The sequence below is a fragment of the Oxynema aestuarii AP17 genome (assembly GCF_012295525.1).
Classification (GTDB): Bacteria; Cyanobacteriota; Cyanobacteriia; order Cyanobacteriales; family Laspinemataceae; genus Oxynema; species Oxynema aestuarii.
This window is the reverse complement of record NZ_CP051167.1, coordinates 4,341,720-4,354,779: the sequence shown is the minus strand read 5'-3', so window position 1 is coordinate 4,354,779 and position 13,060 is coordinate 4,341,720. Positions and strand designations below refer to the sequence as shown.

12 protein-coding genes are annotated in these 13,060 nt (G+C 52.0%); 4 read left to right on the top strand and 8 right to left on the bottom strand.

Annotated elements, in window-relative coordinates; translation table 11 throughout:
- Window positions 1–61: 61 nt before the first annotated feature.
- From HCG48_RS17600 to HCG48_RS17585, 4 genes are all read right to left on the bottom strand, one after another.
- Window positions 62–658 carry an HD domain-containing protein gene (locus HCG48_RS17600; protein WP_168570310.1) on the bottom strand — a complete coding sequence of 199 codons (597 nt, stop codon included), beginning with the start codon at window positions 656–658 and terminating at the stop codon, window positions 62–64.
- 114 nt (window positions 659–772) lie between these two features.
- Window positions 773–1,141 carry a DUF2237 family protein gene (locus HCG48_RS17595; RefSeq protein ID WP_168570309.1) on the bottom strand — a complete coding sequence of 123 codons (369 nt, stop codon included), beginning with the start codon at window positions 1,139–1,141 and terminating at the stop codon, window positions 773–775.
- A 97-nt stretch (window positions 1,142–1,238) separates the two neighbouring features.
- Window positions 1,239–3,152 (bottom strand): PP2C family protein-serine/threonine phosphatase, encoded by a 1,914-nt coding sequence (locus HCG48_RS17590; RefSeq protein ID WP_168570308.1) that lies wholly within the window; start codon window positions 3,150–3,152, stop codon window positions 1,239–1,241.
- Window positions 3,153–3,164: 12 nt separating this feature from the next.
- Window positions 3,165–3,347, bottom strand: a complete 183-nt coding sequence (locus HCG48_RS17585) for a hypothetical protein (RefSeq protein WP_168570307.1) — start codon at window positions 3,345–3,347, stop codon at window positions 3,165–3,167.
- Window positions 3,348–3,490: 143 nt separating this feature from the next.
- Here HCG48_RS17585 and HCG48_RS17580 point away from each other — a divergent pair, with 143 nt between their 5' ends.
- Together HCG48_RS17580 and HCG48_RS17575 are read left to right on the top strand one after the other, a co-directional pair.
- A complete protein-coding gene (locus tag HCG48_RS17580) occupies window positions 3,491–3,919 on the top strand; it encodes an NfeD family protein (protein WP_168571949.1) in 429 nt (142 codons plus the stop codon).
- A gap of 107 nt (window positions 3,920–4,026) precedes the next feature.
- Entirely contained in the window at window positions 4,027–4,995 is a 969-nt protein-coding gene (locus HCG48_RS17575) for an SPFH domain-containing protein (RefSeq protein WP_168570306.1), read from the top strand.
- 380 nt (window positions 4,996–5,375) lie between these two features.
- On the opposite strand, the gene HCG48_RS17570 is transcribed toward HCG48_RS17575, so the two are convergent.
- Window positions 5,376–5,771, bottom strand: a complete 396-nt coding sequence (locus HCG48_RS17570; RefSeq protein ID WP_168570305.1) for a Fur family transcriptional regulator — start codon at window positions 5,769–5,771, stop codon at window positions 5,376–5,378.
- A 359-nt stretch (window positions 5,772–6,130) separates the two neighbouring features.
- On the opposite strand from HCG48_RS17570, the gene purS reads away from it, so the two are divergent.
- Window positions 6,131–6,421 (top strand): phosphoribosylformylglycinamidine synthase subunit PurS, encoded by a 291-nt coding sequence (gene purS / locus HCG48_RS17565; protein WP_168570304.1) that lies wholly within the window; start codon window positions 6,131–6,133, stop codon window positions 6,419–6,421.
- On the top strand, window positions 6,418–7,116 hold the full coding sequence (gene purQ, locus HCG48_RS17560; protein ID WP_168570303.1) for a phosphoribosylformylglycinamidine synthase subunit PurQ: 699 nt from the start codon (window positions 6,418–6,420) through the stop codon (window positions 7,114–7,116). The genes purS and purQ overlap by 4 nt, the downstream gene beginning before the upstream one ends.
- 87 nt (window positions 7,117–7,203) lie before the next feature.
- On the opposite strand, the gene HCG48_RS17555 is transcribed toward purQ, so the two are convergent.
- From HCG48_RS17555 to HCG48_RS17545, 3 genes are all read right to left on the bottom strand, one after another.
- A complete protein-coding gene (locus HCG48_RS17555) occupies window positions 7,204–9,294 on the bottom strand; it encodes a cation:proton antiporter domain-containing protein (RefSeq protein ID WP_168570302.1) in 2,091 nt (696 codons plus the stop codon).
- A gap of 462 nt (window positions 9,295–9,756) precedes the next feature.
- On the bottom strand, window positions 9,757–10,707 hold the full coding sequence (locus HCG48_RS17550) for a lipid kinase (RefSeq protein ID WP_168570301.1): 951 nt from the start codon (window positions 10,705–10,707) through the stop codon (window positions 9,757–9,759).
- A gap of 77 nt (window positions 10,708–10,784) precedes the next feature.
- The gene (locus HCG48_RS17545) at window positions 10,785–12,536 is read right to left on the bottom strand and encodes a mechanosensitive ion channel family protein (RefSeq protein WP_168570300.1); all 1,752 of its coding nucleotides are present in this window, start codon (window positions 12,534–12,536) and stop codon (window positions 10,785–10,787) included.
- Window positions 12,537–13,060 lie beyond the last annotated feature (524 nt).

Sequence of the window (13,060 nt, the reverse complement as noted above, 5' to 3'; positions counted from 1 at the left end):
CGATCCCGGGAGTGGTCGCGATCGCGCTCTATCTCAGTCGATCCGGTGATTTGAGGTGAAATTATTCCAGGTGAAAGGGTTTGAGGTGTTCGAGAACTTGGAAAAACTGCGGGACTAACAAACTATGGGGTAAGCGTCGGCGATAAATTTCCGCTAAGGTTTCGCCAAACCAAATAATTTCCGGACGTTTTCGCGATGGTTGTGCCGATTTTTGGCCGATTTCGTGAAAGTAGCCGTTGCTGTAATTGTCGTACTTGTCCGCGAGACTGACGAGAACCACGGAATCGGAACTCGCCGCCACTTGGTCGATATAGAGTTGCTTGCGATCGCGCCAGGTTCCGGAGCGATCGCACTCGGTACACCCGCGCACGATCGCCGCGATCTCCGGTCCGAACTCCCGTGCGATCGCCTCCACCCCTTCGGGGATCGTCATCCCTCGTTCGGGGGCGATATCTTCTGCATAATCGTGCAACCAAGCGGCGATCGCCTCATTTTCGTTGCCGCCATCGAGCCAAACGTAACTCGAAACCGCCTGTAAATGGAGGATATAGGGTTTTCCGCTATATTTGCGTTGCTGGTAACGATGGGCCTCTAGGGCAAACTGCACGGCGCGATCGTAGCGATCGCTGTATTGGGGATGAGGTGAGAAACGAGCCATTTTAGATTTTAGATTTGATAGATAGACCTTTGATAGACTTTTAAACTTGGTAGTCCGTGGGGCGGGCATCTTGCCCGCCGAAATCATAGCAGTTGTTTTAAGTTTTATATAACATCAAAGATCGATGGCGTGTTCCTTAAGAACATCGATAGGAATATAGTTTAACGTCGCCTCGTGAGTGGCTTCCAAGACGATCGGCGGTGCAAATCCGGAATCGAGGGCTTCTTTCCAGCGACTGGCACACAAACACCAGCGATCGCCCGGTTTCAGCCCCGGAAACCCAAACATCGGCATCGGCGTACTCAGATCGTTCCCTTGGGCCTTGGTAAACTCTAAAAATTCCGCGCTCACTTGCGCGCAAACCGTATGAACCCCGCGATCGTCCGGTCCGGTGTGGCAACAGCCATCGCGGTAAAACCCGGTCGTCGGCGAGGTACCGCACAGTTTTAACGTCGTCCCCAACACATTTTTAGCCTGATTCATGAGCTTTCCACCCTAGCATCGATCTTGAGGGTATCACGGGGGTTGCGATCGCCCTATCCTTGCAAGAATCCTTTAAAAATGGCTTCCCCGATCCACCTTATTCTTGCCGGAAAATTTGCTCGCGCAGGCGATCGATCGCCCCGGATTCGTCGAGTTGCCACCAGCCGACAAACCCGACGATCGCCGCCAGCAAACCGACCAGCAGCAAGCGGACGCGCACCTGTTTCGGCGAGAGGGGGCGGCGGCTTCGGCGGGAGCGATCGCCCCCATCGGGGGTCTCTTCCTCGTCGAGTAAGGCGCGAGAGGACTCGGCAAATTCATCGTCTAAAATGCCCTCACTCGGTAACCGAGTCGGATCGAATAGCACCAATTTTTCCGGAGATAGGCGATAGTACGTGAGAACTACCGACGTGTTATCGTGACCGTTTTTGTCGTTCGCCAAATCGATCCAGCGTTGCACCGCTTGTTCTACGGACAGGTCGCCGTTAAAAATATGGGGACAAAACTGATGCCAAAACTGCTCGACGCGATCGTTATCGCTCAACCCGTCCGAACACAATAATAATAAGCCATCTTCCTCGACGATAAAGCGAGAAACATTGGGATGGAGTAAATCTCCCTCCCGGGTTCCCAACGCTTGAGTCAGAGCCCCCGCCTCCCGGCGTTTGAGGACATCGCGGTAGAAACTGCGGCCCATGCGGACTTCGCGGGTGACCAAATCGTCATCGACACTCAACTGCTGGCAGTAGTGAGGGGTAATCCAGTAAGCGCGACTGTCGCCGAGGGAGACGAGATAGAGTTCGTGACTGTTGGCGAGGCGGGCGCCCGTTTCCGTCGCCACGGTTTGGGGGAGTTGGAGGGCCATCATCAAGGTGGTTCCCATGCGCTGGCGCAAGGCCCGTCCTTGTTGGTCGTTTTGGGCGGCGATCGTATTGTTGACCACCCGGGCGATCGCCCGCAACTGGTCGGAAATTGACGTCGGCGGACTCAACTCCGTTTCGTTGAGGACTTCTTCCATAAACGCGCGGATCGGCAGTTTGAGCGATTGCACCGCCATTTGACTGGCGACCTCGCCGCCTTCGTGACCGCCGACGCCATCGCAGACGATCGCCAAATGACCCAAGAGGCGATCGCGGTTTTTCGTTCCCGGTTCCGGTAAATCCTCCGTCGTCGGAAAACAACAATCCTCATTGTGGGTGCGTTGCGGTCCCGGGTCGCTTCCTCCCGCCACCCGCACCCGTAACGGTAACTGTCCGGCGAGTTCGAGTAACAGTTGATTCACCTGAGTTTCGATGCTGGCGAGATCCGCATCCGGACGGCGCATTTGCTTGCCGATCTCCTGGAGGCGATCGCCCACCACCCCTTGTTTCTGACCCGTCCAAGTCAACCAGTTATAGCCCAAATCCTGGGCGTCCGGCTTCGTCACCAACGTCGCATCGCTGTAGAGTTCGCGCAACCAGACCCGCCACCCCTGCACCCGAATATTCTCCGCCTTGAGCAAACTCGACGCCACCCCCAAATCGAGCAAAGGGCGCCACAATTGCAGAATTTGCCACAACCAATACACCTGACGGACAGGAGGCGCTTCTCCCCACGCTTCCAACAGCGACGGGTACAAATTCGCCGTATTCGGATCCACCGGAACATTTTCCAGCAGCAAGAAATTGCGCCCTTGCGGCCCTTGACCCACCGTACAGAACCCGTAAATCTGGGGGACGTGGAGGCGCTGGGGATACAATTGTAAATACGGGAGTAATTCCTCGGGAATCTCGTTAGGAATTAACGGTAATTGCGAGGGTTGCGTATCCAGGAAAATTTGAGGGGCAACCACGTAATAGCGATCGGCGATCGTCTCGCCCATTTCCAGTCCCATCGCCGCCGCCCCCACGCCCCACAAATACCGATAGGTAAGCGGCGTTTGGCACGAGTCGCACTGCTGATTCCCCAAAGGATTGGCAGGATTGGCACAAGCGGTATTTGGACAGTAGAGAGAGGGTTCGGAACTGCTCATGAACTGGATCGGTTACGGCACAATAGAAATCAACAACAGGGTCAGCCAGAATAATTGGCGATCGCGAAACCCTTCGCTCGCAGCCGTTAGCGCCCGAGGGGCGACGCCCATCTTAACCGCGTGTAAAAACTTCCGCAATTTCAACCACGGGTTAAGCTGGTCGATAATTCGATCCCGAGCGAATCCAAAACTCATTCTATCCTTTCCCCCGTGTCAATCGTTCCCCGATTTTTGAGATCGTCTTTCCCAAACTCAATTGGATGCGTGATGTGATGGTCATTGCTGCAACTTCCCACAACTTCGGGCTAGTCTTAGCCTCCACCCCTACCCTCGTTCAGATCCTGTTCAACCCCACAATGGCGTGGCTGTTAGCCGGATCGATCTTATGTTTGATGGAACTGTTCGTCCCCACCGCCCTCGTCGAATTCACGATGGGGCTGAGTGCGTTTATCGTCGCCGGAATTTCCCTCATCCTCCCCCAACCGAGTTTACAAGTTTTATTGTGGATGATTTTATCCGCCCTCGGCCTCTTTCTCTCCCGCCAACTCCTACCCAAGCGTAAAGTCTCCACCTTAGAAGATGCCGACGAAGCCGAAACCCTCACCGAAATCCGTCCCGGCGAAGCGGGTCGCGTCCTCTATGAAGGCAACTCCTGGCGCGCCTTATGTGAAGACCCCGATAATGCCATCGGGCCCAATCAAAAAGTTTTGGTCGTCGGACGCAAAGGCAACACCTTATTAGTCGTTCCCGAAAAACTCTTGCACTGAAATGGGGTGAACCGGGACGGCGATCGGTTTCAGTCCAGATTGGCAACAAATTCGATCGGTTTAAAACAATTAGAACACTTTTAGAACAGCTATAGAGGACTCAGTAAATGGAAGGATTTTTTGTACTGATTGGCTTGGCGTTAGGGGGTTCCGCCCTCGCCGGAATGGTCAAAATCGTCAATCAAGGGAATGAAGCCCTCGTCGAAAGTCTCGGGCGTTACAACGGCAAAAAATTAAAACCCGGCGTTAATTTTATCGTTCCGTTTGTCGATAACGTCGTTTATAAAGAAACCACCCGGGAAAAAGTCATCGATATCCCGCCGCAACAGTGCATCACCCGGGATAACGTGTCGATTTCCGTCGATGCGGTCGTCTATTGGCGGATTGTCGATATGGAAAAAGCCTATTACAAAGTCGAAAATCTCAAAGATGCGATGATTAACCTCGTTCTAACTCAAATTCGCTCGGAAATGGGCAAGTTAGAACTGGATCAAACCTTTACCGCCCGCAGCGAAATTAACGAAGTGCTCTTGCGCGAATTGGATATTTCCACGGACCCGTGGGGCGTGAAAGTGACCCGAGTGGAACTGCGCGATATCGTTCCCTCGAAAGCCGTGCAAGATTCGATGGAACTGCAAATGTCCGCCGAACGGAAAAAACGGGCGGCAATTTTAACCTCGGAAGGGGAACGAGAATCGGCGGTCAACAGCGCCCGAGGTCGCGCCGAGGCGCAAGTGCTCGAAGCGGAATCCCGCCAAAAGGCGGCGATTTTGGATGCGGAAGCGCAGCAAAAGACGATCGTCTTGAAGGCGCAAGCCGAACGTCAAGAACAGGTTCTCAAAGCGCAAGCGACTTCTGAAGCCTTGCAGATTATCACAAAAACGCTGAAGGCCGATCCCACCGCCCGAGAAGCACTCCAGTTCCTATTGGCGCAAGAATATTTGCGCATGGGTCTGACCATCGGCAGCAGTGACAGCAGTAAAGTCATGTTTATGGACCCGCGCAATATTCCGGCAACCTTTGAGGGATTGCGTTCGATTGTGGGCAATTCTAATTTACCTAATTCGGAAACGTAGGAGTTTTAGGAAATTTTAAAGTTGTGGTGCGGGCATCTTGCCCGCCTTCTCCGGACGACTATCGAAATCCTCAATCCGTAGGAATAATAAGGGGATAGAATTTGAACCCGATTCTCAAGTTGGTCAAGGCCGAAGTCTCTTGATGGGTTCCCCCTCGAGCGGGAATGACAGGTTAGATTGCTGGATTGAGATCGTAAGAGTTACGGGAGTATTGGTTATCAATAAACTTTAAAATGTATTGAGGATGACAATAGAATTCTAACTAATATTTAAAGCAAAAATAGTTAACTCAACAGAATTTTTTCAATTCCCCAAAGTTCCGAGTTTTCTTTGCCTCTTGGTTCTGGCCTGCAATCGATCTATTAATTTCTTTCCAAAACTCAACCCCGTTCTTGGGCGAGACTGCACCGATCGCACAATCCGAAAAACTCTAAAGTATGATAAAACACTTTAAAATGATGGGATTGTTCGAGTTTTCGTTCGAGGTCGTGAACTGGGCATTCATCTAGAGGGATAGACTGACCGCATTGCAAACAGGTTAAGTGATGGCGGTCTTGTTGGAGGCTGCTATAGAGAGATTCGCCATTGGCTAAGGTGCGGACTTGAACGACTCCTTCGAGTTTTAAGCCTTCTAAGGCTCGATACACCGTTGCCAGACCGACTCCCTGATTGCGATGGCGCAGTTCGATATAAATATCCTGTGCGGAAAGGGCTTCTTTCTTGGTTTTGAGAAAATTGAGAATGCGGTCTTGAGAACGGGTGCGCTTGCCTTTCATAGGGATTTTTTTAGAGTTTAGATTTAGAGAGTTGGGAAGATCGAGACCGTCGGAGGATTGAAGATAACAGGGGGTTCGGGAAAGATTGGCAGGGTCGATCGCGATCGCGCAATCCCAAACGATCTCGATTGTCACAAAACCTAATAATATTTTACTAATATTTTACGATAAACCCGCACGGTGATGTTTCGGGAAGATCGACAAAGCACGGGGTAAAATAGTTGGTGATTGGGGGCGATCGCCTCGAAAAATCGATGCCCTTCGCCGCGACGGGCGCAGTCGAAGTGTCCGGGTCTCGCCTTAAAATGAGAAAGCCGCGACCTCAAAGGCACGATCTCAAGAATCTACGGGCAAAGCTGATGACTCAAAGACAATACCAGGCTCACATCTATGTTACTCTGCGCCGTTCGGTTTTAGATCCGGCAGGAACGGCGGTCGAGTCCGGGCTGAAAAATATGGGCTACGACAACGTTACCGGGATAAGAATCGGCAAATATGTCGAACTGTCGATCTGCGCCAGCGACGAACAACAGGCCCGCAACCAACTCGATCGCATCTGCGACGAACTGTTAGCCAATCCCGTCATTGAAAACTATCGCTTCGAGTTAACCGAAGTCGCCACGGTTCAAAAAGCGGAGGTCAACTCGTGAAATTTGGAGTCATTGTATTTCCCGGTTCCAACTGCGATCGCGATCTGGTCTGGGTCACCGAAGGCTTACTCGACCAACCCACTCGCCTCGTTTGGCATCAAGACACCGACATCGCCGACCTCGATGTTATCGTCCTTCCCGGCGGCTTCAGTTACGGCGATTACTTGCGTTGCGGTGCGATCGCCCGTTTTTCCCGAGTGATGCCCGAAGTGGTCAAACACGCAGAACGCGGCAAATTCGTCATCGGTATTTGTAACGGCTTCCAAGTCCTCACCGAATCGGGCTTATTACCCGGGGCCTTAATCCGCAATCGCGACCTGCATTTTATCTGCGATCGCGTCCCGGTCAAAGTCGAAAACACCCGCTTACCCTGGACGAGCACCTACGATCCCGGTCAAGTCATCACCCTTCCCATCGCCCACGGGGAAGGTCGCTACTACGCCGACGCCGACACCCTCGACGAACTCGAAACCAACAACCAAGTCGTATTTCGCTACTGCACCCCGGACGGGGCGATCGACGCCGCAGGCAATCCCAACGGATCCTTAAATAATATTGCCGGAATCTGCAATCGCAACGGCAACGTCCTCGGCTTGATGCCCCACCCCGAACGCGCCTCGGACCCCGTTCTCGGCGCCACCGACGGCATCAAACTGTTTGAAAGTCTCTTAGGCGCCGCCGTCGCCGCCGTTTAGATGACGAGCTTCGGAGTCAGGAGTCCCCAGGGCGGCGATCTGACCCACTGCTGAGGAGATCTCCCGACTCCGGACTTGCAACACTTCTTACGAATGCGGTTCGCCAAACAACACCACCGAACAGGCTAAATCTTGGATCACCTGAGTGGTGACATTGCTAATCGCCAAACCTCCGGCAGTCCGACGGCGAACCGATCGCAGAATCACCAAATCTGCCGATCGCGCCGCCCTGAGAATCACCTTAGTCACGTCATCGTGGGCGATCGTCTTAATATGACTGGACACCGATAGCGGACTGTCACCGAGCACCTTCGATAACTCCATCTCGAAGCGATCGATCTGTTCCGGCGGCGTCCGGCGATCGCACACGTGCAGTAACTCGATCTGCGCCTCATTCGCATCCGCAAATAACTGCGCGAACCACACCGTCCGCAACGATTGAGGACTCAAATCCTTCACCGGAACTAAAATCCGGTGCATGTTCATCGGTTCGTCCATCAACCGCGTCACCGCCACCGGACAGTGAGACGCCCAAAATACATCATTAATCACATTTCCGAACAACCGCGCCCGCAAACTCGTCGTCGGACTCCACCCCATCACGATCAACCCCGCTTGTTTTTCCCGGGCCACCCGACTGATTCCGCGCGCCACATCGTCGTCAATCCGTAACTCCGGCTGCGCCTCGACCTCGAATTCTCGGGCAATATCGAGCGATCGCGATAACAATCGTTCGCTTTGGGCGATCGCCCCGTCTAATTCCGGATCGTCCATGTGAACGTGACCCATCGCCACCGATAACGGCACGATATGCCCTTGTTCGTGACGCGCCAACAACGCCGCCATTTCAATCAAATAACGTTCCGTCAGAGGATTGTAAATCGGTACCACCACCGTAAACGGCGACGAACTCGGTTCTCTCTGGCTGACTTTCCCGGTTTCCTGTTGTTCGTGCTGTTCCCACCAAATCAACCGTTCTTGAGCGTCAATTTGGGCTTGCGTTAATGGTAAGCGACTCGCAAACTGCGCCGTCATCAATGGTCCGAGAATCGACGTCAACAACATCAACACGACAATCGTATTAAACACTTCATCGGTAATAATTCCCTGTTGCACCCCCACCAACGCCGCCGCCAAGGTCGCCGCCACCTGGGGAACCGATAAAGACCACATCGTTAACGTCTCGACCCACTGATAGCGATAGAGCACTTTCGCCACCAACGCCGCCACGAATTTCGCCGTCAGTAACCCGATTGAAATTGCCAAGGTCATCCCCAACGAAGAGGTGAGGGTCTTTGCAAATGCCGGAATATTCAACAGCAACCCCATCCCCACAAAGAAAAAGGGAATAAACATGACGCTGCCGACAAATTCCACTTTTTCCTTAACCGGACCGTTCCCCACCGCATCATTCACCGCCAAACCCGCGAGGAATGCCCCGACAATTTTATCGACGTTGATAATTTGCGCCCCTACCGACGCTAAAAAAACCGCGAGGAGAACGAATAAAAATTGATTGCCTTCTTCGTCACCCGTGCGCCGAAAAAACTCTTTTCCGGCCCAGTCTAAACCAAATAAAACGGCTACCGCATAAATTCCCAAGGCGGCTAACTGAATCACTAAGGTTTCGGGGGTAAAATTGCCCGCATTAATTGAAACACAAATTGCTAAAACGAGTAAGGCCGCAATATCGGTGAAAATGGTCGCACCAATGGTCACTGTAACGGCTTCGTTACCGACGACTCCGAGACGATTGACAATCGGATAGCCTAACAGGGTATGGGAGGCGAGCAGCGACCCGATTAAAATCGAAGCATTCCAATCAAAACCAAAAAAACGCCCGATCGCCGTACCGACAATTAACGGTACGAAAAAAGTCGCCGCACCGAAGATCATCGAGCGATCTTTGGTTTTACGAAACTGTTCGAGATCGATTTCTAATCCGGCAACAAACATTAAATAAATTTTGCCGATATCCGAGAGCAAGGCGATCGTTTCTCCCTCGGGATTGAGCAAAGTTGCCCCGTGGGGACCGAGCAACACCCCGGCGACGAGTAAACCGACTAATCCCGGTAACTTCAATTTTTCAAAAATCGGCGGGACGGTCAAAATGACCAACAGCAAGATGGTAAATTCAAGGATCGGACTGTCGGGTAAGTTTTGAAGGAGTTGTTCCATAAGTGCGTTTTTAATCGAGAACTTCAAGGGGCGATCGCCAATCGATCGCCGGAAAGGCTTTTGCTTTTATTTGTTTCTGGGATAAGTTTTCTGAATCGATTCAGTTCCATTCCTGTCGCGGTCAATGACAGTTTCAACGAGAATCGCTCCTGGCATCGTCGCCAGTCATGACGAGCAAGAACCGCTATACTATAGCAAATCTATAGCGACCCTATCTGAATCGCGCAATTTATTGAGAACGAGGAGATCCTGTAAAGTGGACGTTCTCAATCTAACTCTTTCCCCGTTCATTCCCGTTTCTACTGGAATCTAGCTACTGCAATCGGACTTAAACGACAATCGAATCAGGTTTGATTTCTCTTCTCTTCGAGTTGCAATTGATTTAGAAATCTGTATCTATTCTTTCTTTTTACTTTTGTTTTTTCTATAAAATCAAGCTATGTTTTTAAGTTTTTAAATGAATCAACTGTAAGGAACGAGGACGGGTAAAATCTGGGGAATCACGCGAAAATGTGCCGGGGTTTGAGTCGTCAACTCCCCATCGGTATTAATTTCGCAGTATTTGCGAGTTTCGATCCGAATGTCCTGACCTTCCAAGGTCCGAACCCCGCGCATTCGATGGTGTCTGCCTTGCCACAAGGCGGGAAATAAATAAATAATTTCCCACCAATGTTTGACTTCCAAACTATATAAGTCCAAGCGGCGATCGTCGATGGTCGCATCGTGAATGACGGTCATGCCTCCACCATAATAGCGACCGTTGCCAACGGCAATTTGAATCGTTTTCACCCGAATACATTGACCGTTGGCGATGATTTGTGCTCGAAAGGGACGTGCTTTCCACAAGACTTTAAATGCCGTCGCTGCATAAGCCAAAACTCCCCAACGGCTTTTGGCCTCTTTGGTCAATTTTTGAGTAATTTCGACACTCAACCCCAAACTGGCTACATTAAAGAAATATTTGCCATTGACCCACCCCAAATCGATGTAGCGTACCCGACCTCGGGCGATCGTCTCGCACGCGGCCTCGATCGCATTGGGAATCTTTAAAGTACGGGCGAGGTCGTTGGCCGTACCCAGAGGTAGAATTCCGAGGGGAAGTTGAACCTCGACCAAGCCTTCGACTGCCGCATTCAAGGTGCCGTCGCCGCCGCCAATCACGACGAGATCGACACAATTGCGGTACTTTCGGATAACATCGGGTAGATCGCGCGGATCTTCGGGGCATTCTCGCACGATTTCGAGTCCGAAAGCCGTCAAATGGGCGATCGCGCGCTCGACGGCCTGAGATTTTCCCTGACGAGCATGACGGTTACTCAATACTAACGCGCGCTTTGGCGGTTGGCGATCGCGCTCAAACTTTGCCCCTTGCGACTCCCGAGGCGATCGCCCGAACGAATTAAAAACATTCATTGTGAATATAGATATTTTAGAGATCTCAGAGAGGGGCGATTTGCACGGCTACCACGGGATCGAAACACCGATCGATCCTAGTGCTTGCCATTGGTGTCGAGGCGATCGAGCCATTGCACCAAGGCTTCGCGAACCCCGGGAGGGACATCGAGGGGCAAACTTCCCGAACGCACGTGTAAGTCCCGTTGCGGAAAGGGAATCTCGATTTCCCGTTGTTCGAGTAAGGCATAAATGCGAAAATACAATTCGCTTTTGAGATAATATTGCTTGCTCGGTTCCGCACTCCACACCAGCAACTCGAAATCGAGGGAACTGTCCCCAAAGCCGAGAAACAGAACGTTCGGTGGCGGGACGAGTAAGACATCCGGATGGCCTTTGGCCGCATCTAATAAGGCGGCTTCTACCCCTTGAATATCGGAACCGTAGGCGACGCCGACGGGTAAGTGCAAGCGAGACACGGGGTTATCGTGGCTCCAGTTAATCACCTCGTTTTCGAGAAAGCGCGAATTCGGTACGATGATCGAGACGCGATCGAGGGTGCGAATTACCGTACTGCGACTGCCTATCCGTTCGACAGTGCCGCTATATTCGCCGACTTCGACAAAATCCCCCACTTGAATCGGACGCTCGAATAATAAGACTAAGCCACTGCCGAAGTTTTTGGCGATATCCTGCAAGCCGAAACCGATCGCCACACTCAACGCACTGACGACGATCGTCAGGGAACTGATATCGAGTCCCCAAACTTGCAGTAAGACTAAGGTTCCGATGAAGATCAAGCCGTATTTAGTGACGATCGCCACCGCTTCTTGGGCGCCCCGGTTCATCCCCGCGATCTTTAAAATTCGGGATTTGAGCAGTTGGGTGGTTTTGGAGGCGACGGCGACCAAACCCAACAACATCCCCGTGAGGATGAGGATGTCAATTAAGGAATAGGGTCGCGACCCCAAGGTTAGAATCGGCGAGGCAAAGGCGGTCCGCAGGGCCTCTAGGATCCGGTAACTCCACTGGCGGGTGAGGGGAAAGGAATTGGTGATATAGAAGGCGGCGCCGAGCCAAACGAAAGCGCGGGCGATCGCCAAACTGAAACTGAGGAAAAATTGGACGCCTTGGGAACTCTCTTCCCCGTCTTCCGTACTCTCCGACGAGAGCAATTGCGTTAGGGGTTGGCGGTAGCGATTCCAGAGTTTCCCCAAACCGGAGTGCAGGACTAAACTCAAGGCGAAAATGGCGATGGAGACAATCAGCGATCGCCAGATAAAACGGCTGCTGCGTTCTTTTCTCGCTTCCTGGAGCGCTTTTTCGAGTTGTTGCGCCCACAGATCGGCTTGTTGTTCTAAGGTCAAGCCGTCCGGAGCATCCGCTTCGGTGACCGTGAGCAGTTGGCGGTTGTTGACTACGATCGTCGGCAGTTGGTTCGATTCGACCACTTGCACGTCAATCGGCGCCCCCGAATCGGCGATTTTTTGGAGTTGGTCGTTAATCAGATTGGCCCGAAAGTCGGCGCGATATTCCCGAACCCGACTGACGAGAAACAAGGGCCGACCGTCTAAAATGACGGGCGCTTTGGCTTTTTTGATTTCCGACTTCATCCACTCCAGAGGGACGGGAGCCACGGCACCGGGCGCCTCTAACATGGGGGGGGTTTCCTGGGCGACGGCGCTGGGAGAGGAAACAGCGCTGGGAATGTGACTGGCGATCGCGATTGAAAAGGCGAGGAACGCGGCGATCGCGATCCGAGTCACACTCCATGTTTTTGAGCCATGGCGCGCGATCGCGTCGAGAACTCCTGAATCGTTCGAGTCTGCCTCACGGCGCGTAGAAATCATATTCGATCTAGATCTGATGGAGAGCGAACGAGCGGCAAGTGGGCTACACCCTACTGATTCTCATCAGTTTACCGAAAGAGAAGGTTAGATCGATGGCTTGGCAACCTCTAGCAGGGGAGAGGAGGTACTCTTGCCACGGGCAACTTCGATCTGCGATCGTGACGAATCTGCCCCTCGCCGCGCCTTCGCCACCGGATCCGGACGCCGAGTTATTAAAGGCGTTACTTTCACAAAATGCCGGGACGATCCGGATTCATTTTCACTAAATAAAAAAAGATATTTTAAAGATCCCGTGACCGGGGTTGGGAGGCGATCGCGTCGAGTATTTTTAATAGTATTTTTTCATGCTCGGTTCATGCTCGGTAAAAATATGGGTAAAGAAATTTGACCACTCGATCTCTCAAAATAAGCGACAGACAGCAAGTTAAATCCTGCAAAGTTTCCGGTTTTTAGTAAAATATTAATTCCGCAAAAAGTTTACAAATCGATATAAAACAACAAAAAATGCTTTTAAATTGCTTGAA